General features: G+C 68.8%; 21 protein-coding genes and 1 pseudogene. 13 read left to right on the forward strand and 9 right to left on the reverse strand.

Annotation, left to right across the window (positions count from 1 at the left end; genetic code table 11):
- Positions 1-168: 168 nt before the first annotated feature.
- Entirely contained in the window at positions 169-738 is a 570-nt protein-coding gene (locus tag ACWEFL_RS28845; RefSeq protein ID WP_451718003.1) for a hypothetical protein, read from the reverse strand.
- Positions 739-1,011: 273 nt separating this feature from the next.
- Here ACWEFL_RS28845 and hemL point away from each other — a divergent pair, with 273 nt between their 5' ends.
- From hemL to ccsB, 7 genes are all read left to right on the forward strand, one after another.
- A complete protein-coding gene (hemL, locus tag ACWEFL_RS28850) occupies positions 1,012-2,319 on the forward strand; it encodes a glutamate-1-semialdehyde 2,1-aminomutase (RefSeq protein ID WP_451717861.1) in 1,308 nt (435 codons plus the stop codon).
- A gap of 272 nt (positions 2,320-2,591) precedes the next feature.
- Positions 2,592-3,242 carry a histidine phosphatase family protein gene (locus tag ACWEFL_RS28855; RefSeq protein ID WP_451718005.1) on the forward strand — a complete coding sequence of 217 codons (651 nt, stop codon included), beginning with the start codon at positions 2,592-2,594 and terminating at the stop codon, positions 3,240-3,242.
- A gap of 287 nt (positions 3,243-3,529) precedes the next feature.
- Positions 3,530-4,777 carry a hypothetical protein gene (locus ACWEFL_RS28860; protein ID WP_451717864.1) on the forward strand — a complete coding sequence of 416 codons (1,248 nt, stop codon included), beginning with the start codon at positions 3,530-3,532 and terminating at the stop codon, positions 4,775-4,777.
- Between the two features lie 77 nt (positions 4,778-4,854).
- The gene (locus ACWEFL_RS28865; protein ID WP_451717867.1) at positions 4,855-5,454 is read left to right on the forward strand and encodes a TlpA family protein disulfide reductase; all 600 of its coding nucleotides are present in this window, start codon (positions 4,855-4,857) and stop codon (positions 5,452-5,454) included.
- A 58-nt stretch (positions 5,455-5,512) separates the two neighbouring features.
- Complete coding sequence (locus tag ACWEFL_RS28870) at positions 5,513-6,271, forward strand: cytochrome c biogenesis CcdA family protein (protein WP_451718008.1); 759 nt, start codon at positions 5,513-5,515, stop codon at positions 6,269-6,271.
- Between the two features lie 5 nt (positions 6,272-6,276).
- Positions 6,277-8,175: a cytochrome c biogenesis protein ResB gene (gene resB, locus ACWEFL_RS28875; protein ID WP_451717869.1), complete on the forward strand. Its 1,899-nt coding sequence runs from the start codon at positions 6,277-6,279 to the stop codon at positions 8,173-8,175.
- Positions 8,172-9,272: a c-type cytochrome biogenesis protein CcsB gene (ccsB, locus tag ACWEFL_RS28880; protein WP_451717872.1), complete on the forward strand. Its 1,101-nt coding sequence runs from the start codon at positions 8,172-8,174 to the stop codon at positions 9,270-9,272. The genes resB and ccsB overlap by 4 nt, the downstream gene beginning before the upstream one ends.
- 626 nt (positions 9,273-9,898) lie before the next feature.
- On the opposite strand, the gene ACWEFL_RS28885 is transcribed toward ccsB, so the two are convergent.
- The gene (locus tag ACWEFL_RS28885) at positions 9,899-10,345 is read right to left on the reverse strand and encodes an ATP-binding protein (RefSeq protein WP_451717875.1); all 447 of its coding nucleotides are present in this window, start codon (positions 10,343-10,345) and stop codon (positions 9,899-9,901) included.
- A 154-nt stretch (positions 10,346-10,499) separates the two neighbouring features.
- Between ACWEFL_RS28885 and ACWEFL_RS28890 the strand changes: the two genes are divergently transcribed.
- The 3 genes from ACWEFL_RS28890 (at position 10,500) to ACWEFL_RS28900 (ending at position 12,326) form a co-directional block, all read left to right on the forward strand.
- Positions 10,500-11,372, forward strand: a complete 873-nt coding sequence (locus tag ACWEFL_RS28890) for a helix-turn-helix domain-containing protein (protein WP_451717878.1) — start codon at positions 10,500-10,502, stop codon at positions 11,370-11,372.
- Positions 11,369-11,674, forward strand: coding sequence for a DUF397 domain-containing protein (locus ACWEFL_RS28895; RefSeq protein WP_451717881.1), 306 nt, complete (start codon positions 11,369-11,371; stop codon positions 11,672-11,674). The genes ACWEFL_RS28890 and ACWEFL_RS28895 overlap by 4 nt, the downstream gene beginning before the upstream one ends.
- A gap of 247 nt (positions 11,675-11,921) precedes the next feature.
- A complete protein-coding gene (locus ACWEFL_RS28900; protein WP_451717884.1) occupies positions 11,922-12,326 on the forward strand; it encodes a hypothetical protein in 405 nt (134 codons plus the stop codon).
- Positions 12,327-12,463: 137 nt separating this feature from the next.
- On the opposite strand, the gene ACWEFL_RS28905 is transcribed toward ACWEFL_RS28900, so the two are convergent.
- Together ACWEFL_RS28905 and ACWEFL_RS28910 are read right to left on the reverse strand one after the other, a co-directional pair.
- The gene (locus ACWEFL_RS28905) at positions 12,464-12,805 is read right to left on the reverse strand and encodes an SHOCT domain-containing protein (RefSeq protein WP_451717887.1); all 342 of its coding nucleotides are present in this window, start codon (positions 12,803-12,805) and stop codon (positions 12,464-12,466) included.
- 402 nt (positions 12,806-13,207) lie between these two features.
- Positions 13,208-13,885 (reverse strand): class I SAM-dependent methyltransferase, encoded by a 678-nt coding sequence (locus ACWEFL_RS28910; protein ID WP_451717890.1) that lies wholly within the window; start codon positions 13,883-13,885, stop codon positions 13,208-13,210.
- Between the two features lie 219 nt (positions 13,886-14,104).
- Here ACWEFL_RS28910 and ACWEFL_RS28915 point away from each other — a divergent pair, with 219 nt between their 5' ends.
- Positions 14,105-14,350 carry a DUF397 domain-containing protein gene (locus ACWEFL_RS28915; RefSeq protein ID WP_451717893.1) on the forward strand — a complete coding sequence of 82 codons (246 nt, stop codon included), beginning with the start codon at positions 14,105-14,107 and terminating at the stop codon, positions 14,348-14,350.
- Between the two features lie 212 nt (positions 14,351-14,562).
- Here the strand turns inward: ACWEFL_RS28915 and ACWEFL_RS28920 are convergent, their stop codons facing one another.
- From ACWEFL_RS28920 to ACWEFL_RS28930, 3 genes are all read right to left on the reverse strand, one after another.
- Complete coding sequence (locus ACWEFL_RS28920; protein ID WP_451717896.1) at positions 14,563-15,096, reverse strand: DinB family protein; 534 nt, start codon at positions 15,094-15,096, stop codon at positions 14,563-14,565.
- Positions 15,097-15,291: 195 nt separating this feature from the next.
- Positions 15,292-15,852, reverse strand: coding sequence for a hypothetical protein (locus ACWEFL_RS28925; protein ID WP_451717899.1), 561 nt, complete (start codon positions 15,850-15,852; stop codon positions 15,292-15,294).
- Positions 15,853-16,100: 248 nt separating this feature from the next.
- On the reverse strand, positions 16,101-17,126 hold the full coding sequence (locus ACWEFL_RS28930) for a pentapeptide repeat-containing protein (protein ID WP_451717902.1): 1,026 nt from the start codon (positions 17,124-17,126) through the stop codon (positions 16,101-16,103).
- 290 nt (positions 17,127-17,416) lie between these two features.
- Here ACWEFL_RS28930 and ACWEFL_RS28935 point away from each other — a divergent pair, with 290 nt between their 5' ends.
- Entirely contained in the window at positions 17,417-18,439 is a 1,023-nt protein-coding gene (locus tag ACWEFL_RS28935; RefSeq protein ID WP_451717904.1) for a DMT family transporter, read from the forward strand.
- 46 nt (positions 18,440-18,485) lie between these two features.
- Here the strand turns inward: ACWEFL_RS28935 and ACWEFL_RS28940 are convergent.
- Positions 18,486-19,289 (reverse strand): annotated as a pseudogene (locus ACWEFL_RS28940) (LysR family transcriptional regulator); the annotation flags it as partial.
- A 31-nt stretch (positions 19,290-19,320) separates the two neighbouring features.
- Positions 19,321-19,728: a PLD nuclease N-terminal domain-containing protein gene (locus ACWEFL_RS28945; RefSeq protein ID WP_451717907.1), complete on the reverse strand. Its 408-nt coding sequence runs from the start codon at positions 19,726-19,728 to the stop codon at positions 19,321-19,323.
- A gap of 100 nt (positions 19,729-19,828) precedes the next feature.
- Between ACWEFL_RS28945 and ACWEFL_RS28950 the strand changes: the two genes are divergently transcribed.
- A complete protein-coding gene (locus ACWEFL_RS28950; protein WP_451717910.1) occupies positions 19,829-21,280 on the forward strand; it encodes a menaquinone biosynthesis decarboxylase in 1,452 nt (483 codons plus the stop codon).
- The last annotated feature ends 52 nt before the right edge of the window (positions 21,281-21,332 follow it).

A 21,332-nucleotide genomic window follows, 5' to 3' on the forward strand; every position in this document is an offset into this window, starting at 1 on the left:
CCCCCAACTGGCAGCGGCGGGGCCGCAGGAGTGCGATCGAGACAGTCCGCGCGACCGCCACCGGCGCTGCCGCCGGTGGTGCCGGTTGCGGGGTTCACCTCACGGGCGCCCCGCACATGACGAGGGCGGAGCCCCGAAAGCCCCGCCCGAACACCATGAAACCCCGGCTCAGGGCCAGACAAGGCAGTACGGCTGATGCCCCGCCTCATGCAGTCGTACCGAGAAGTCCTGCCACTCGTGCAGCAGTTGGTACACGTTGAACGCGTCCCGCGGCCCGCCCCGGTCCGGGACCGTCGACCAGATGAAGGCCGCCGCGCCGACGGATTCCTCGCCCACGCCCCGCAGCGGGTCGACCACCGTCAGGGGGAGCTTCACCACCGCGTAGTCGGGATGGAGCACCACCAGCTCCAAGGGCGGCACCTTGTTCAGGGGCATGCCTTGTATACCGGTGAGCACCATGGCGGCTATGGTCTCGGGTTTGATCTTGGTGAACAGGCCGCCCATGCCCAGTTCGTCCCCGCCCAGCTCCTCCGGGCGCATCGAGATGGGCACTCTGGCCGCGGTGGCTCCGTCCGGAGCGCCGAAGTACTTGTAGGTCACCCCCACGCGGCCGCTCCTGCCTGCCACGGCCTCCGCGTCCGCCCTCGCGTCCGCTTCGCCCCGCCGGTGCCTACCACGCCCGGCAGGCTCAGGACCCAGACCGTCGGTCCCCTCGCCCAGTCCGCCACCGCGATACATATCTCCACCCGACCACTCGCAGCCCCCGCCGCGCAACCCGATCATCGTGTCAGTGACCTCCCCCACGGACGACCGGTGAAACACCTGTCCGCAAGGAACACCACGGGCCTCTGACACCATGGATTCCATGAGTCTTCCCTGTGTGGCCCCAGTTTCGCAGATGCGAGGAGGCTGACGCCGTTTCGTAATACGAGGAGATCCCCTTCTTTGCTCATCCTGGCCGAGATCCGTCGTCCCGGCCGATCAGCCCCCGAATCGCAGATCAGGACCAAAGTGGCGTACTCATACGAAGCCCCAGTTTCGCAGGCGCTGTTCGACCGCGCGTCCGTCGTGACGCCCGGTGGCGTCAACTCTCCCGTGCGGGCGTTCCGTGCCGTGGGCGGTACGCCCCGGTTCATGGTGTCCGGTAACGGTCCGTACCTCACCGACGCGGACGGCCGTGAATACGTCGACCTCGTCTGCTCGTGGGGGCCGATGATCCTTGGACACTCCCACCCGGCGGTCCGGGAGGCGGTGCTGGCGGCCGTGTCCCGCGGTACCTCCTTCGGTACGCCCGGTGAGGACGAGGTCGCGCTCGCCGAGGAGATCGTGGCGCGGATCGCGCCCGTCGAGCAGGTGCGGCTGGTGTCCAGCGGCACGGAGGCGACGATGTCGGCGATCCGGCTGGCGCGCGGTTTCACCGGCCGAGCAAAGGTTGTGAAGTTCGCGGGCTGCTACCACGGCCATGTGGACGCCCTGCTGGCCGCCGCCGGCTCGGGGGTGGCGACCTTCGGGCTGCCGGACACCCCCGGTGTCACCGGCGCGCAGGCCGGGGAGACGGTGGTGCTCCCGTACAACGACCTCGAAGCCGTACGCCAGGCGTTCGCCGCGCACCCCGGCGAGATCGCCTGTGTGATCACCGAGGCGTCTCCCGGCAACATGGGCGTCGTGCCGCCGCTGCCCGGCTTCAACCAGGGACTCAAGGACCTGTGCCGGGAGAACGGCGCGCTGTACATCTCCGACGAGGTCATGACCGGCTTCAGGACGAGCCGGGCCGGCTGGTACGGGGTGGACGGCGTCGAGCCCGATCTGATGACCTTCGGCAAGGTGATGGGCGGTGGCTTCCCGGCCGCCGCGTTCGGGGGCCGCGGGGACGTGATGGGGCAGCTCGCCCCGGCCGGACCCGTCTACCAGGCGGGCACCCTCTCCGGGAACCCGGTCGCGACCGCCGCGGGCCTCGCGCAACTGCGGCTGCTGGACGACTCCGCGTACGAGAAGGTCGACGCGGTCTCCGCCGAGATCCAGGCCCTGGTGACGGAGGCCCTCACCAAGGAGGGCGTGACCCACCGGCTCCAGACGGCGAGCAACATGTTCTCCGTCTTCTTCACCGACGGTGAGGTGCGGAACTTCGAGGACGCCAAGCGGCAGGAAGGGTTCCGCTTCAATGCGTTCTTCCACTCCCTGCTGGCGGACGGCGTCTATCTCCCGCCCTCCGCCTTCGAGTCCTGGTTCGTCTCCACGGCCCATGACACCGCGGCCGTCGAACGGATCGCCGCCGCGCTGCCCGCCGCCGCCCGCGCCGCCGCCCAGGCCACGGCATGAGCGCGGCCGAGAACGGCGGGGCCGTGAACAGTAAGGACGGCGGGAACGTGAACAGCGCGGCCGAGGGCAGGACCGCGATAGACGGCGCGGCCGAGGGCCGTCCGGGTGAAGACCGCCCGGCGAAGGGCACCACGGCCAACGAAGGCACGGCCAACGACGCCACGGCCAGGGACAAGGCCGCCCAGGACAAGGCCGCCCAGGACCGGACCCCCCAGGGCAGCGCGGCCCACCGCGCCGCCGCCACCACCACCGCGGACCGGACCGTCGTCCATCTGCTCCGGCACGGCGAGGTCCACAACCCGGACGGCATCCTCTACGGCCGCCGCTCCGGCTACCACCTCTCCGAGCTGGGCCACCGGATGGCCGACCGGGTCGCCGAGTCCCTCGCGGGCCGTGACATCACCCATGTCGTCTCCTCCCCGCTGGAGCGCGCCCAGGAGACCGCCGCTCCCATCGCCAAGGGCCACGGTCTGGACATCGCCACCGACCGGCGGCTGATCGAGGCGGGCAACGTCTTCGAGGGCAAGACGTTCGGCGTCGGCGACGGCGCCCTGCGCAAGCCCGGGAACTGGCGGCATCTGACCAATCCGTTCCGCCCGTCCTGGGGCGAGCCGTACGTCGAGCAGGTCGTACGGATGATGGGCGCGCTGAACGCGGCCCGGGACGCGGCCCGCGGCCACGAGGCCGTCTGCGTCAGCCATCAGCTGCCGATCTGGATCGTGCGGAGTTTCCTCGAGCGCCGCCGCCTCTGGCACGACCCGCGCCGCCGCCAGTGCACGCTGGCCTCGCTCACCACGATCACCTACGAAGGCGACGAGATCGTTTCCGTCGCCTATGCGGAACCGGCCCGTGATCTCGTCCCTTCGCATCTTCTCGCGGGCGCGAAGCGGGTGAAGGGCAAGTCGAAGGCATTCGGAGCCTGACGCTCATTCGGGCCCGACGCGTTCATTCGGCCCGACGCCGCGGAACCGGATCCTGACGCGCCGCGGTACCGGATCCTCACGCGCCGCGGAATCGGATCCCGATACTGCGGCGGAACCGGATCCCGACACCGCGGCGGCGGCGAAGCATAAGGCGTCGGGCGGAATGCCGCACTTCGAAAAAAACATCGATCGTTTTCGGAACCTGTGCCTTCCCTGTGTCATCTCAACCGATAGTCGGTGTGCAGGGGGGATCTCTCCGCATGGAGAGACACGGTGATGGGAACGGTATGCGCGACATCAGTCGTAGAGGTTTGCTGGGAGCGGGACTCGGAGCCGCGGCGGCGATAGGAATCGCGGGCTGCGGCGTCCTCGACGGCGACGAAAGCGGCCGGAGTGGTGCGAAGGACGGGGGTGACGCGGGGGCTGGCGCCAAGCCCTCGCCCTCCGAGAGCCAGGGAAAGCCCATCGGTGACGGCTCCACGTCGGACACCGGAAAACAGCCGAACCAGCCGCCCGCGCCCGTTCCCCTGGAACCGGGCCAGGCCCCGCCGCAATTCGTGATCTTCTCCTGGGACGGTGCGGGAGAAGTCGGCAACGGTCTCTTTCCGCGCTTTCTGAAAGTCGCCGAAGATTACGACGCGGCGATGACCTTCTTCCTCTCCGGGATCTATCTGCTCCCGGAGGCGAAGAAGGATCTCTACCGCCCGCCGAACAACCGGGTCGGCGCGTCCGACATCGGCTATCTCGCGGACGACAACATCAAGTCCACACTGAAGTACGTGCGCCAGGCGTGGCTCCAGGGGCATGAGATCGGCACGCATTTCAACGGTCACTTCTGCGGCGGCTCGGGATCGGTCGGCAACTGGACCCCCGCCGACTGGGAGAACGAGATCGAGCAGGCGGTGAGCTTCGTCACGAAGTGGCGTACGAACACCGGCTGGACGGACATCGACCCACTGCCCTTCGACTACCGCAAGGAGCTCATCGGCGCCCGCACGCCCTGTCTGCTCGGCCAGCAGAAACTGCTTCCCACGGCGAGGAAACTCGGCTGGCGCTACGACTCCAGCTCGCCCGGCGGACGGCAGGAGTGGCCCAAGAAGCGCCTGGGGCTCTGGGACCTGCCGCTCCAGTCGCTCCCGTTCCCCGGCCGGGGCTTCGAGGTGCTGTCGATGGACTACAACATCATGTACAACCAGTCCGGCGCCTCCACCAAGGGCGTTCCCGCGAAACGGCCGGGCTGGCGGAAGCAGGCCACCGGGGCGTATCTCGCGGGGTTCCAGCGCGCGTACGAGACCAATCGCGCGCCGCTCTTCATCGGCAACCACTTCGAGGAGTGGAACGGCGGCATCTACATGGACGCCGTCGAAGAGGCGATCAAGGGCATGGCCGGGAAGAAGGACGTACGGCTGGTCTCCTTTCGGCAGTTCTGCGACTGGCTCGACGTCCAGAGCCCGCAGGTGCTCGAAAAGCTCCGTTCTCTCAACGTGGGCCAGGCCCCCGAGGGTGGCTGGAACACCTTCTTTAAGGCGGCTTGATATCGGCCCCAACGGGTCTTAGCGGGCATCGAGGGGGGCGCGGTAGATCGCGGAATCAGCCATGCGAAACTTTTCACATGAGCCCCAGCCGTGCCCCTCGTGCTGCCCTGACGGCCGTCCTGTTGACGGTCGGCGCTCTGACCCTCTCCGCCTGCGGCGACGGCGGAAAGTCGGGTGGCGGCGGTAACACCAACTTCGTCACCGACACCGGCGGCATCTCCACCGTCGCCAAGGGCGACCGCAAGGCCACCAACAAGATCGCGGGCGAGACCCTCGAAGGAAAGCCGCTCGACATCGCGGACCTCAAGGGCAAAGTCGTCGTGCTGAATGTGTGGGGCTCCTGGTGCCCGCCCTGCCGCGCCGAGGCCAAGCACTTCGCCAAGGTCGCCCAGGAGACGAAGGCCCAGGGCGTGGAGTTCGTCGGCCTCAACACCCGCGACACCAACAAGGGCCCCGCGATCCAGTTCGAGAAGGATTACGGCGTCGAGTACCCGAGCCTGTACGACCCCATCGGCAAGCTGATCGTCAACGGCTTCCCCAAGGGCACGCTCAACCCCCAGGCCATTCCCTCCACCATCGTGCTCGACCGCGAGGGAAAGATCGCGGCCCGCTCGCTGAAGGCGCTCTCCGAGCAGGAACTCCGCAAGATGATCGACCCGTTGATCGCGGAGAAGTGATTCCGTGAGCACCGTCGAGCCGGCGGGCGTTCTCAGCGCGCCTGGTCTGAACGAGACCGTGATTCTCGCCGCGCCCGGTCTGAACGAGACCGTGTTCGGGGGAGCGCTGGCACTCGCCCTCCCCATCGCCGTGCTGGCCGGGCTGGTCTCCTTCTTCTCCCCCTGCGTCCTCCCGCTCGTCCCGGGTTACCTCTCGTACGTCACGGGCGTCAGCGGCACCGATCTGGCCGAGGCCAGGCGCGGCCGGATGATCACCGGAGCCTCCCTCTTCGTCCTCGGCTTCACGGTCGTCTTCGTCTCGGGCGGCGCGCTCTTCGGCTACTTCGGCGCGACCCTGCAGGACCAGAAGGAGATCCTCACCAGGATCCTCGGGGTCCTGATGGTGCTTATGGGCGTCTTCTTCATGGGCCTGATGCCCTGGTTCACCCAGCGCGAGTTCCGCTTCCACAAGCGGCCGGTCACCGGACTGATGGGCGCGCCGGTGCTGGGCGTGCTCTTCGGCGTCGGCTGGACCCCCTGCATGGGCCCGACCCTCGCGGCCGTGCAGATCCTCGCCGCCGACCAGGGCACCGCCGGCCGCGGGGCCGTGCTCACCGTCGCGTACAGCCTCGGACTCGGGCTGCCGTTCATCCTGGCGGCGATCGCCTTCCGCAAGGCGCTGGGAGCGTTCGGCTGGGTCAAGCGCCACTACGTCTGGGTCATGCGCATCGGCGGCGTCATGATGATCGTGACCGGACTGCTCCTGCTCACCGGCGTCTGGGACGTCATGATGCAGCAGGTGCAGAGCTGGTCCAGTGACTTCACGGTAGGGATCTGACTCCGATGAGCAACACAGACACAGAGACGGACGCGGGGAAACAGGCCGACGCGGCGAAAGCGGGAAAGCAGGCTGACGCGGCCGAGCCGGTGAAGGCGGGGAAGCAGGCGAAGGCGGCGCGGTCCGCCGAGCAGCCCGACGCGGCGGCCGGAGCCCGGCTCTCCACCGCCCCCCGCGAGGAACTCACCGGCGGCCCCACCCTGGGAGTCATCGGCTGGGCCCGCTGGTTCTGGCGGCAGCTGACCTCCATGCGGGTCGCCCTGATCCTGCTCTTCCTGCTCTCCCTCGGCGCGATCCCCGGCTCCCTCATCCCCCAGCGCAGCGTGGACGACCTCAAGGTCCAGGTCTGGCAGGAGAACAACGAGACGCTGACCCCGATCTACGAGAAGCTCCAGCTGTTCGACGTCTACAGCTCGGTCTGGTTCTCCGCGATCTACATCCTCCTCTTCGTCTCCCTCATCGGCTGTATCGTCCCGCGCACCTGGCAGTTCGTCGGCCAGCTCCGCAGCCGCCCGCCGGGCGCGCCCGGCCGCCTGAACCGCATGCCCGCGTACGCGACCTGGCGGACCGACGCCGAGCCCGAGCAGGTGCGCGAGGCCGCGCTCGCCCTGATGAAGAAGCGCCGCTTCCGCGCCCACACCGTCGGGACCGCGGTCGCCGCCGAGAAGGGCTACCTCCGCGAGGCCGGGAACCTGATCTTCCATGTCGCGCTGATCGTGATGCTGATCGCCTTCGCCGCGGGGCAGCTCTTCAAGTCCGAGGGCGGAAAACTGGTCGTGGAGGGCGACGGTTTCTCCAACACCCTCATCCAGTACGACGACTTCAAGTCCGGCTCCCTCTACGACTCGGACGACCTCACACCGTTCTCCTTCACGCTGGACAGCTTCACCGGCACCTACGAGGAGAGCGGCCCGCAGCGCGGCACACCCCGTACCTTCGAAGCCGCCGTCACCTGGTCCAAGCCGGGCGGTCCGGAGAAGAAGTCCGTGATCAGGGTGAACAAGCCCCTCGTCATCGACGGTACGAAGGTCTATCTGCTGGCGCACGGATACGCGCCCGTGGTCACCGTCCGCGACGGCCGGGGCAAGGTCGTCCTCGACAAGGTCGCGGTGCCGCTGCTGCCGATCGACACCAACGTGACCTCCACCGGCGCGATCAAGGTCATGGACGGCTACCGCGACAAGAACGGCAAGAAGGACCAGCTCGGTTTCCAGGCGTTCTTCGTCCCCACCTTCGGAGGCGAGGGCAACGGAACGATGTTCTCCCAGTTCCCCGGCCTCGGCTTCCCCGTCCTCGCGCTCAACGGCTACCGCGGCAGCCTGGGCGTCGACTCCGGTGTGCCGCAGAACGTGTACCAGCTCGACACCCGGAAGCTGACGCAGTTCAAGGACAAGAACGGCGAGATCCTCAAGGCCCGGCTGCTGCCCGGCGAGACGATGACCCTCCCCGACGGCGCGGGCTCGATCACCTTCGAGAACGAGATCAAGGAGTGGGCCAGCTTCCAGATCTCCGAGCAGCCCGGCAACGGCTGGGCGCTCTCCGGGGCGATCGCCGCGATCTTGGGCCTCGCCGGCTCGCTCTTCATCCAGCGCCGCCGGGTCTGGGTGCGGGCCGTCAAGGGCAAGGACGGGGTGACCGTGGTGGAGATGGCGGGACTCGGCCGCAGCGAGTCGCCCAGGCTGCCGGAGGAGCTGGCGGCACTGGCCGGCACGCTCCATGCGGAGGCGCCGACCGCGCCCGAGCCCGTTCCGGACGCTCCCGATAATCCGGGCGGCTCCGACGGTTCCTCCGGCGGCTCCGATGGTTCCTCCAGCGGCTCCGACGTTCCCGCCGACTCCCGTGACTCTCGTGTTTCCCGCGTTTCCCGCGATTCCGACGCTTCTGCCGAAGGGGCTGAGAAGTGAATCTCGCCGCCGCTACCAATGAGAATCTCGCCGAGATCAGCAACACCCTGATCTACTCGGCGATGGCCGTCTACACGCTCGCCTTCTTCGCCCATATCTCCGAGTGGGTCTTCGGCAGCCGCAGCAAGGTCGGCCGCACGGCCGCGGCGCTGACCGGCGGCGCGGCGAAGGCGGCGCGGACGGCAGCGCCGCAGGTGCAGGTCCGCGGCAAGCAGGGCGGCAAGGCCGAGGGCGGCACGGCCGTTCTCGACAAGCCGAAGGTCGTCACCCGCTCCGCCGCCGGAACCCGCGATGTCCCGGACGGTCCGGGAGCCGCCGCCGGCACGGTGAAGGGCGATCTCTACGGCCGTATCGCGATCTCGCTGACCACCCTCGCGTTCTTCATCCACGCAGGCGGTGTCCTGACGCGCTCCCTCTCCGTGCAACGGGTGCCGTGGGGCAACATGTACGAGTTCTCCACCACCTTCACCATGGTGGTGACCGGCGCGTACCTCGGTTTCCTGCTGGCGAAGAAGAACGTCCGCTGGATCGGCCTCCCGCTCGTCGGCACGGTCCTCGTCGACCTCGGCCTCGCCACGACCGTGCTGTACACCGAGAGCGACCAGCTCGTGCCCGCGCTGGACTCGTACTGGCTCGTCATCCACGTCTCCACCGCCATCATCTGCGGCGCGGTCTTCTACCTCGGCGCGGTCGGCGCGATCCTCTACCTCTTCCGCGACTCCTACGAGGCCAAGCTCGCCCGAGGCGACAAGCCCGGCCGCGTCGCCACCTCCATCCTCGAACGCCTCCCCTCGGCCGCGACCCTCGACAAGTTCTCCTACCGCGTCAACGCGGCGGTCTTCCCCCTGTGGACCTTCACGATCATCGCCGGAGCGATCTGGGCGGGCGACGCGTGGGGCCGCTACTGGGGCTGGGACCCCAAGGAGGTCTGGTCCTTCATCACCTGGGTCGCCTACGCCTGTTATCTGCACGCCCGCGCCACGGCGGGCTGGAAGGGCCGCAAGGCGGCCGTCCTGGCGCTGATCGCGTTCGCGTGCTGGCTGTTCAACTACTACGGCGTCAACATCTTCGTGCAGGGCCTGCACTCGTACGCGTAGCGCCTCCTTGCGTGGAGCGGTGGTACGGGTACGAGGGGGCCTCATGGCGGCCTGCTCGTACCCGGCCTTCTCGGGTCCGGCCATTTCGGGACCGGCCTTCATGGCACCGGCCCTGACGGGACCGGCCCGCACTCACCCGGAATCGGGCCGGGGTGCAGCAGCACGGCGTCATCCGGACAGGCGTACAGGGTGACGCCGGGAACGTCGGCCCGCTCGATGCGGCGGACCTCCACGGGCGCGGTGGTGGTGCGCCCGCAGTGACAACAGGTCTCGGCACCGGCCGGCGGGAGTTCGGCGGTCAGGCTCTCGGACGTCATTAGGAGGTCACCCCTCGGCGGCGGGGAGACCATCGGATGCCACGGGGAGCGATGTAGAGGGCCTTGCGCCGCTGTCGCCGCGCTTCCGCCTGTCGCCGCAACAGCTCCTGGGCCTCCTCCTTGTCCGGGCCGGGCCACGGCCGGGTCCAGGGGCTGGTGGGAGTGGGCGTAGGGCTGTCCGCGCAGGGGCGTCCTCGCGCGGACTGGACGAGGGACAGCACCCGCACGAGGCCACGCGACAGAAGCTCACGCACCAGAGGCTCGCGTCGCGAAAGAAGCTCACGCATACGTCGTTCAGCTCCGGGCGCGTCAGCGGGACAGGTCCAGTTCGGCGCGTACGGTCTTCCCGGCCGGTACGCGGTCGAGCACCGCCCAGCGGTCGGCGAGCGCCTCCACGAGGATCAGCCCCCGCCCACCGCTTGAACCGGACGGCGGGGCGGTCAGCTCGCCGGGGTTCGGGGGCCGCCGCTCTCCCCGTGTGTCCGACACCTCGACGACGAGCCTCTCCGGGGTGAGGCTGAGCTTCAGCTCGAAGTCCCGCCCCGACACGCGTCCGTGAGTGACGGCGTTCGAGGCCAGCTCTGCGACGAGCAGGGCGGCGGTGTGGACGACGTCGGTGTCGTACGGCACGGACCAGCCGTGGAGCTGGCGCAGAGTGATGTGCCGGGCGAGATGCGCGCCGAGCGGGGTGGAGCTGAACCGCTGCGAGAACACACGTACGGTGACCGGGTTTTGCTGGGGCGGACGTTGCGTCATGGGCCCAATGTGGTGCGGATTTCCGGCTGTTCACCAGGTCAGCAAGTCGTACGCTGATTCTGCGTACCGGTTCCGGGGCTGGACGGGAGCGGTAACCGACCGTGATGATCGGCGGGTTGGTGCGGCGAGGTACGTGTGCGGGAGGTGTCCTGGCATGACGGACGGTACGGACGTTACGGGTGGGGGCGGCGGCGCGATCCCCAGCTCCGGTGGCGGGGGTGAACCCGAGTCGTCGGACAGCCTCAAGGGTTTCGGTGAGGTCGTCAAGGCGTTCCGCAAACGGGCGCGTCTGACGCAGGAGCAGTTCGCCCCACTGGTGCGGTACTCGGTCCCCACGGTCGCCTCCATCGAACAGGGCCGCCGCTTCCCGCCGCCGGACTTCGTGGAACGGGCGGAGGAGGTGCTGGACGCGTTCGGGGCGATCAGGGGCGCGGCGAAGCATCTGTCGCGGCGGCCGGGGCTTGCGAGCTGGTTCCGGCAGTGGGCGAAGCTGGAGGAGGAGGCGATCAGCCTCTACACGTACGAATGTCGGTTGGTTCCGGGCCTGTTACAGACGGAGCCCTATGTCCGCACACTGTTCGAGAACCGGCTGCCGCCGCTGGAGAACGACAAGCTTGAAGCGCAGTGTGCGGCGCGGGCGGAGAGGCAGCGACTGCTGCGGGAGCGTCCGAACACGGCGTTCAGCTTCATCCTGGAAGAGCACCTGCTGTTGCGGAAGACGGGTGGGGTCGAGGTCACGCAGGGACTGATTGAGCATCTGCTGGAGATCGCAGAGCTGCGAAACGTCGAGCTTCAGATCATGCCGCTGGTACGAGAGAACCATGCGGGGCTGGACGGCTCCATGCGGCTGCTGGAGACCCCGCAGAACAAATGGCTCGGCTACTGCGAGGGGCAGGAAAGCGGCCAGTTCATTTCTGACTCGAAGGTGGTCAGCACACTCCAGATGCGGTATGCCAGGATGCGCTCGCAGGCCCTTACCCTGGAAGACTCCCTGGGCCTGTTGCAGCGGATGCGAGGAGCGCAATGAACACCACAGAACTGGGCTGGTTCAAGAGCAGCTACAGCAGCGGCAGTTCCGGCGACTGCGTCGAGGTGGCGCTGTCCTGGCGTAAATCCAGCTACAGCGGCAGTTCCGGCGATGATTGTGTTGAAGTGGCCATGTCTTGGCACAAGTCCAGCCACAGCGGTACCTCTGGCGGCGACTGCGTCGAGGTCGCCGCCTGCCCCACCACCATCCACGTCCGCGACTCCAAGGTGCACCAGGGCCCGCAACTCGCCCTCGCGCCTGAAGCCTGGACCAGCTTCCTTTCCTACGCGACCCGAGCCTGACCCCTCGGCCCGTACGAGCGCCCCGCCCCGGAATCCCTTCGGCGCGGGGCGCTCGTGTGTCGGTTCGACGTGAGCGGGCGGCGCGTCCTGATCTCGGCGGTGATCCAACCGAGGGTGGTGCCTACGGCCCGCGTGCAGAAATGGGCAGGTGCCGTGCAGGGATATCCCATGACATCGGCGCAACCCGTCGGCACTCTCAGGGGTGCCGGACCAGTCTTGGTCCTGGGGTGACGCAAAGGGGAAAATCATGAGGAAGAGGCTGAAGGGTCTGCGTGCCGTGGGAGTCGTCGGCGGCCTCGCATCCGCGCTGCTGCTGACGACGCAAGGTACGGCTCATGCGTACGAGCTGACCTGGCGGACCGATCCCATCGACCGCGGCAAGGCTGTCTGGGAGACCTCGAACGGCGATTTCGAGGTCCACGATCTCAAGGCGGACGGCCGCCGTGTGGTCGCCCAGGTCTGGGACATCACATCGGGCCGCTACCGTTCCGGGTTCGCTGAGGACAAGAACGGTGCCAACAACGGCCCAGGGCTGACGGTAGACATCGGGTCACTCACCCCAGGCAGAGACATCGAGATCGAAGTGTGCACTCGCGTGGGAACAGACCCGACGACCGACGCCCACTGCGTCAAAGTACCGCTCTACACCTGACAGTGAGGATGCACGTGAGCGTTCCACAGCGGGGTCTGACCCAGCATCTCACTGACCCTGGGGCCTCAACGGGATCCATCGGCTCCGGTGGGGGGACGCTCACGTACATCCGTCAGGCCGCAGGGGACGTGGAGGGCTCAGCGGTGCTCCCGCAGCAGCGCGAGCCGTCGTTTGTACTCGTCGTCGTCGATTTCCCCGCGGGCGAACCGCTCGGCGAGCAGGTCCTCCGCCCGTTTGCCTCCCCATCCCGGCTCTCCGGAGGACCGTTCCTGTTCACCGGGAGACAGGCCCTCGGCCCGCTTGCCTCCCCATCCAGGCGCACCGGAGGAGGGGGGTGGGCCGGACTGGCGGTCCTGGCGGGTGCCGGTGAGGTAGCGGACGAGCGCCACGATTCCGGCGATCACCAGCACCCAGAACAGCGCCATGAACATGACCATGAGGATCCAGCCGCCCCCGCCGCCGCCGTAGTACCACATCATGACGATCACCTTCCGGGCGTGCATCCGTCCCGGCTTCCAGTGTGCGTCTAGAGGGGCATCGGCGCGCAGGGGCCACCTGGTACACCCCCGAGGGCCTGTGCACCCGAGGACCGAACGGCCCGACCGCGTCTTCGCGGCAGTCAGCCCGCGCCTGCCGACCGCGCCGGCCTGCCTTTCACGCTCGGTGCAGGCGAGGACCAGCGCATGTTCACCCGACGCGCTCCCGCCACTACCGACCGCTGTCGACAGTTCTGGCAGCCGCGCCGCTACAGGGCACGGCTTCGCTCCCGCGCACCGCGCGCTCCTACCGTCGGCGGCATGAATCCCCGAACACAGGGCCGGCCGTGCCCGACGGGACGGAGCGGGAGGCCCCGGCCCGTTCGCTGCGGGGGCCTCCCTCCGTCATGGAGCCGTCACCCAGGCGCGCACCATGAGCGTCCCCAGCGCCTCCGCGCCCGGCGCGGCCAGCACCCGCGCCTCCACCCGCGCGAAACCGTGCCGCTTCAGGAGGTCGGCCCACATCTCAGGGGCGTACTGCCAGCGCAGGACCGTGAGGTCCTTCTCCCGTCCCTCCAACCACGTGCCGCCCATCCGCTGCGGTCCGTAAGCGCCGGGCCCCGGCTCGGCGTGCGAGAACGCGAAGACGCCACCCGGCGTCAGGCGCTTGGCGACCTGGGGGAACAACTCCTCCGGGTCGGTGAACCAGACGGCGCCCCAGACCGAGTAGATCGCGTCGTACGCGTCGGGGCAGGCGGTCAGGAACGCGCACGCCTCCGCATGCACGAAGGTCAGCCGTGGGGCGTCCCGCCACCAGCCCAGGGCCCGTCCCACCTGCTCGGCCGAGAAGTCCACGGCCGTGACCTCCACGCCCCGGTGCGCGAGGTGGGCGGCTTCCTTGCCCTCGGCGGGCCCGAGCTCCAGCGCCCGCGTCGGCGACCCGAGGAATTCGGCACCCGGCCCATGTCCGGGGTACTGCGTCCAGTCGAACCGGTCGGTCCGCGGGGGCGGTTGACTGCCTTCCCCCTTGTACGGCTTGTACTTGTCCCAGTACTCGGCTGCCGTCATGGGCGCGTTGGACATGAAGCTCCTCGGTGGACCGGCGAGGCCGCCGCCCGGCCCACGCTCGGCACCGTATCGGCGCTGGAGCCCCGCCAGGCCCGACTGCCACATCCTCACCCGAGTGCGCCCCCACCGAGGCCCGGCGTGCAACCGTCGCACCGCCGGAACCGCCCCAGGATGCGTTCTCAGGCCCTTACCCTGGGAGCCTCTGGGCCTGTCGCAGCGGATGCGAGGAGGGCGATGAACACCACCGAACTGGCCTGGTTCAAGAGCAGTTACAGCAGCAGTGATGCCGGCGACTGCGTCGAAGCGGCTTTGTCCTGGCACAAGTCCAGCCACAGCAGCGCCGACGGCGACGATTGCGTCGAAGTCGCCGCCTGCCCCACCATCATCCACGTCCGCGACTCCAAGGTGCACCGGGGCCCGCAACTCGCCCTCGCACCTGAAGCCTGGACCAGCTTCCTCTCCTACGCCACTCGAACCTGACCCCTCTCGGCACGCACCGGCACCACGCCCGGAGTCGCTCGTACGTGCTCGTGTCGAGCCCCAGGAGCCGAAGGTCGATCTGTACGGCTGTCGTCATGACCGCCGGGGTGGGCTGTCCCAGCGTGCTTTGGGACGCGAGCACAACGTCATCTGGCGAACGCTGTGGCGGACAGTGGCCGCTTGCACGGTCTGTCCGACCGCGCAAGGACGCCTCACGCCCCGGTGACTCCGTCGATTCGCTCACGGATGAGATCGGCGTGGCCGTTGTGACGTGCGTACTCCTCGATCATGTGGACCAGGATCCAGCGCAGCGAGACTCTGCGATGGCCCGCGTGCCCTGCTCCGTGTTCGGGCTGGCGGCCGAAGTCGTCCAGCGACGCGGCAGCGATGATGTCGCGTCCTCGGGCGATCTCCGCTTGCCACGCGGCCGTCGCCTCGTCGAGTCCTCGGTCCGGCTGGAGGGCGAAGCCGAAGCTGTCGTCATCGCTCTCCCCGAAGACCAGCGGCACGTCCTGGGCCGCGAATCGTCGCTGGAAACAGTGGCGCTCCACCTCGGCCATGTGCTGGACGAGACCGAGTAGCGTCATGGGAGAAGGTGAAACCGCCGCAAGCCGTAGTTGATTATCCGTCAGATCTGCGCACTTCAGGGCGAGGGTCGCACGGTGGAAGTCAAGCCACGCTTCCAACATGGCGCGCTCATCGGCATGCGCGGGCGGTAAGGGGCGTCCATCAGGTGTGGTCGACATGGCGACACTCTGACAGGGATGACCGTGGGCCTACGACCGACTTCGCCGTCAACGAACGCGCACGCCCGATCCCTGCCCCGAGGTGAGCCGGTGAGATCAGAACTCACTCAGCGCCTCCGGCCCCGGCGCGGCCCGCACCCGCGCCTCCGCCTGCGCCTAACGTGCCGCTCACGGAGGCCGCCCCGTATCCGCTCGTCAGCCGGTGCCCATCGACTGCGACCGGTAGCTGTCCGTCACGGTGGCGGCCGGGCAGGCGCGCTTCCACGCCGCCGTGATGTGGTCTCCCTCCCCACGGCCGTAGCCGCCCCACCGGCCACGGCGGCGACGGCGCGCGTTGCCGCGACGGAGTTGAAGGTTCATACGGACCGTGCCGCCACCGATGTCGATCGAATCCGGATCCGGTGCCCAGGAGGTGAAGACCAGATCGACCCTCGTCACGTCCTCCGCCGCGAAGGTGAGGACGCGGCCCGTGACCGTCGTCATCCGTAGCTGCCGCGCCTCCTCGCCGCCGACGATCTGCACGTGGATCAGCGCTCGGTAGTCGCGTACGAGCATGACGGCCCAGATCACGAAGAGGATCGCCGTCAGGCCGAGCACGACCCGGAATAAGGAGCCTCCGCCGCCGGCGGCGGGGGAGGTGACCAGCAGCGCGAAACCGGCGCAGCAGGCTACGACAACGCCGTTCTTCAGCCAGCGACGCCAGAATCGGCCGCTGGATACCGTGTTCGCGTCCCACAGGATGCCATCAGCCCGCATGCGCTCCCCCGTCCCTCGGCCGCACTTCCGGCGGAGGGAACGATTTTACGAACGTCGGCCAGGTGCTGAACAGGGCGCGCACGGCGGCCCACCGCGGCCGGGGTCCGGTGCGCGGGGCTGTCGGAGGCGGCGGAGGGCGCGGGCGACGCCGTCACGTACCGCAGCCCGGAACCGTTCGGCCCGCCCGCCGATCACCACCCCAACGGCTGAACCAGAACTGAATTGGACCCGTCGGACGGATGCCTCGGCTACTCATCGAGGTCTTCGCCGTAAGTGACGTCCAGTTCGGTGGCGAGGGCCTCGGCCAACTGGAGAGTCTGGGCCCGGTCGATGACGATCTGCTTGAGCGACGCGAGGCCGCGGAGCTGAGAGATGTCATTGCCCCTGAGGTCCAGGCCGCGGTTGCTGCCGCCGTCGAACTCGGTCGACCGGAGATCAGAGTCGTCGATCAGTGCGCTCCCCAAGTCGGTGGCGGCGAAGGTGGTCTCGCGCAGGGAACACGCCGAGAAGATCACGGGTCCGGCGGTGCGCACGCGAGTGAAGGTGCTGTAGTCGAGCTTGCAGTTCTCGAACAGGACGTTTTCGAGTGTGACGTCTTCAAGCACGCCACCCATGAGTTTGCAGTCGCGGAATGCGGTGCGGGAGATCCTGCTCTCGACCCAGTGCAGGGAGGACAGGTCGCAGCCGGAGAACTCCACGGAGTCGACGCGGAGCTTGTCGAAGCGGGCGCGCTGAGTCTTGAGGCCGGTGATTCGTCCGACCAGCAGTTGGATGTCGGTCAAGTCGAGGTCGCGCAGATCTGCGTCCGCATAGTGGAATTCCGCCATCCGGCCGCGTCCACCTTCCAACGAGGTGACACCGGCGATGTAGAGGCCCGGCTCGTCGAGTGCGGGAAGCGTGACGTTGGTGTTGCGGATCGTGCGGGTGTCCATCAACAGCCTTTCAGCGCGGTGATTCGGTCCCTGGTGCACCCCTCCGGCCTCTCGCGGGGTGTCCCGGTACGCGGGCTCGCCCTCGGGTCCGGTGCCGGAGCGGACGGCGGACAACGCCAGCACGCTCAGCGCGGTCTTGCTCGGACTCGGGGCGGTGTCGACGTACGTACGCCACCCCCACGCCCCGCTGGGACGGCGGTGGTAGAGCAGACCCTGCACGCCGTGGTTGATTAGTGGCTCGACTCGTTCCAGCAGGCCACTGGTCTCCACCCCGCCGGGCAGGAGGAGTCCGGGGCCGAGGGCGTGGAGTGTATCTCTGAGGTGGGCGAGCCCGTGTACCACCAGAGCAGTCTGGTGCAGCGAAGTGTCGTCGACACCGAGTACCTCAGGCCAGCCGTGGTCGACCCGATGGTCCTCGAACCAACTGACGCACCCTGCCGCTTCTCCCCTTCCTGTGAAGTGGTGCATGGGGGACACGCCCGGTGCGAGGCCGGGGTCCACCGGTTTCCGAAGGCACGACACCCCACACAGCCCGTAGGCGCACCGACCCATCGGCATGGCCGATCGCCCCATCGGCAGGACGCCCCAGCGGCCCCTCGTCCCGCCCACCGCCCCGCTCCTACCGTCGGGGCATGACCACCGAACGCACCGCAACCGTCCAGCTCACGCTTGCCATGGTCCTCTCCGGGACGCTGGGGGTCTTCGTCGTCGAGTCGACCGCGAGCCCGTCCAACGTCGTGTTCTTCCGCTGCGTCTTCGGTGCGATCGCCCTCGCCGGATACTCGGCGGCGCGCGGCTACTTCCGGGACCACGGCCTCACCCCCGCCAAGCTCTCACTCGCCGCTCTCGGCGGCGCGTTGATCGTCTTCAACTGGGTGTTCCTGTTCCGGGCGTACGAGACCAGTTCCATCTCGCTGGCGACGGTCGTCTACCACACCCAGCCGTTCTTCCTGGTCGTACTGGGGGCGATCGTGCTGCGGGAGCGGCTGACCGGATCGCAACTGGGCTGGCTCGCCGCCGCCTTCGCCGGGCTGGTGCTGGTGTCCGGGGTGCGGCCGGGGGACGTCGGGTCGCTCGAGGGCATCGGGCTCGCGCTGCTCGCCGCGTTCCTGTACGCCGCGTCCACGCTGATCACGAAGCGCGTCACCGGTGTACGGCCCCATCTCATCGCCCTCGTCCAGGTACTGGTCGGCATTCCGCTCCTGCTGCCGCTCGCCGACTTCGCCGAGACCGGGGGGCTCGGCGCGGGGTGGGCGTGGCTGGTGGGGCTGGGGCTGGTGCACACCGGGCTGATGTACGTGCTGATGTACGCGGCGTACCAGAAGCTGCCGACCGCGAAGATCGCGGTCCTGGCGTTCACGTACCCGGCCGTCGCGATGGTCGCGGACTGGGCGGTGTACGGGCATCACATCGGGATCGTCCAGGCGCTGGGGCTGCCGCTGATCGTCGCGGCGAGCCTGAAGATCACTCGGAGCGGGACCCCGCGCCCGGCGGGGCAGGCGGCCCCGGAACCGACCGACGCGCGCCCGGCGGGTCCGGTGGAACCGAAGCCGGCCGACGCGGCTCCGGCGGTGGCTCCGGAACCGACCGTCGGGCGACGGGCCGGGCGTCCCGGAGGCTCTGCTCCCGAACCGTGCGCATCGTCTCGTCGATGAACAGCCGCACATGCCGTGGCAGTCGCTTGCCCTCCCGCCAGGCGACCTGGGTGTAGAGGCGGAACGGCGCCTCCCACGGCAGTTCCACCAGCGCGCCGGACGACAGTTCGGCGCGCACGGTCATTCTCGGCAGCAGGGCGACCCCCAGACCGGCCGCGATACCGCGCTTCGTCGCCTCGATCGTGCCGAACTCCATGAACGGCGGGGGAGAGCCGGTGCGTTCGAGAAGCTCCCGCTCGAAGAGGTCGCGGTACGGGCAGCCCGGCTCGGTGCCCACGAGCTGGACGCCGGAGAGGTCGGCGGTGGTCAGCTCCGCCGCCCCGGCCAGCGGATGGCCGGGCGCGGCCACCAGGACCAGGGGTTCGGGGGTCAGCACCTCGGAGCGCAGACCGGGATGGCTCGTCTCCGCGTCGATCAGGAAGCCGATGTCGTAAACGCCCTCGCGCAGCGCCCGGCGGGTCTCGTCGCCGAGGGTCGGGCGCAGCGAGAGCCGCACGCCCGGATAGCGGTGGTGGAACAGCTCCAGCAGGGCGGGCAGCCGGTAGGAGGTCAGGGACTCCATCGTGCCGACGTTGATCGTCCCGGCGGGCTCGTCCGTCGCCATGACGGCGGCGCGGGCCTCTTCGTTGAGTTCGATGATCCGGCGGGCGTACGGGAGCAGCCGCTCACCCGCCTCCGTGAGCCGGATCCGGCTGCCAAGCCGGTCGAAGAGTTCGGCGCCGAGGGAGCGTTCCAGGGAGCGGATCTGGTTGGTGACGCTGGACTGGGCGTACCGGAGTTCCGCCGCCGCGCGCGTGAAGCTCAGCACGGTCGCGACCTTCTCGAAGGTGACCAGCAGCCGCAGTTCCACGGGACCCGGACCTGCCTACTTCTTCCCGTCCCTACTTCTTCCCGTCGTTCTTCTTGCCGTCGTTCCCGGACTCGTCGCCGTCCCGGCGCTTCAGCTCCTCCTCGCGGCGGCGCAGATCCGCTTCCCAGTCCTTGAGGAGGGACTCGTCCTTCTTGTTCTCCTCCTTGAGGGACTTCAGGAAGTCGGGGTTGTCGTCGGGCGCGACCCAGCCGCTGCCGCGCCGCCCCTCGGCGGGGCCGCCGCCCGCGACGCTCGCCCGGGGCCGTCCGGCGACGAACCAGGCGATCGGGCCGATCAGCACCTCGCCGAAGAGGAGGACGATGATGACCCAGGCGACCTTGGGGAGGTTCCTGATCTCCTTCTCGGGAGTGTTCAGGACATCGATGAAGGCGTAGATCCACAGCGCCAGGACCAGCAGGAACGGCAGATACCTGAGCATGGTCTTACGGTCCCCCAGGATGAGACGGCGGGTGAGCTGTCGGGGCGCGGACGGCCCCCGGTGACGCGGCCAGGGTATCCGGTACCCGATACTGGGGCGTATGGCTTATGACGATCTTCGTTCCCTGCTCAGGGCCCTGGAACGCGAGGGCGACCTCAAGCGAGTCAAGGCGGAGGTGGACCCGCATCTGGAGGTCGGGGAGATCGTCGACCGGGTCAACAAGGCGGGCGGACCGGCGCTGCTCTTCGAGAATGTGCGCGGATCCTCGATGCCGCTGGCCATGAACGTCTTCGGCACGGACCGACGGCTGCTCAAGGCGCTCGGCCTCAAGTCGTACTCGGACATCAGCGACAAGATCGGCGGGCTGCTGAAGCCGGAGCTGCCGCACGGCTTCGTCGGGGTGCGCGAGGCGTTCGGGAAGCTCGGCTCGATGGTGCACGTACCGCCGAAGAAGGTGAAGGACGCGCCCGTGCAGGAGGTCGTCCTGCACGGCGACGACGTCGACCTCGACCGGCTTCCCGCGCTCTTCACCTGGCCGAAGGACGGCGGCTCCTTCTTCAACCTCGGTCTGACGCACACCAAGGACCCGGAGTCGGGTGTGCGCAACCTCGGTCTCTACCGGCTCCAGCGCCACGACCGGAACACCATCGGCATGCACTGGCAGATCCATAAGGACAGCCGCAACCACTACCAGGTGGCGGCCAAGCGCGGTGAGCGGCTGCCCGTCGCCATCGCCTTCGGCTGCCCGCCCTCGGTGACGTACGCGTCGACCGCGCCGCTGCCCGGTGACATCGACGAGTACCTGTTCGCGGGCTTCGTGCAGGGCAAGCGCATCGAGATGGTCGACTGCAAGACGGTCCCGCTCCAGGTGCCCGCGCAGGCCGAGGTCGTGCTGGAGGGCTGGCTCGAGCCGGGGAAGATGCTCCCGGAAGGCCCCTTCGGCGACCACACCGGCTTCTACACCCCCCAGGAGCCGTTCCCCGCGCTGACGATCGACTGCGTGACCATGCGGAAGCGTCCGCTGCTCCAGTCCATCGTCGTCGGCCGCCCGCCGACGGAGGACGGGCCGCTGGGCCGGGCGACCGAACGATTCTTCCTGCCGCTGCTGAAGATCATCGTCCCGGACATCGTGGACTACCACCTGCCCGAGTCCGGCGGCTTCCACAACTGCGCCATCGTCTCGATCGACAAGAAGTACCCGAAGCACGCGCAGAAGGTCATGTCCGCGATCTGGGGCGCGCACATGATGTCCCTGACCAAGCTGATCGTGGTCGTGGACTCCGACTGCGACGTCCACGATCTCCACGAGGTCTCCTGGCGCGCGCTCGGCAACACCGACTACGCCCGCGACCTCACGGTCGCCGAGGGCCCGGTCGACCACCTCGACCACGCCTCGTACCAGCAGTTCTGGGGTGGCAAGGCGGGCATCGACGCGACGAAGAAGTGGCCCGAGGAGGGCTACACGCGCGACGGAGGCTGGCCGGACATGGTCGAGTCGGACCCGGACACGGCGGCGCTGGTGGACCGGCGTTGGAAGGAATACGGGCTGTGAGGCCAACGGGACTCCGGCGCGCGAGGACTTCGACGCGCGCGGTACGCATCGG

The sequence above is a fragment of the Streptomyces sp. NPDC004838 genome (assembly GCF_053600955.1).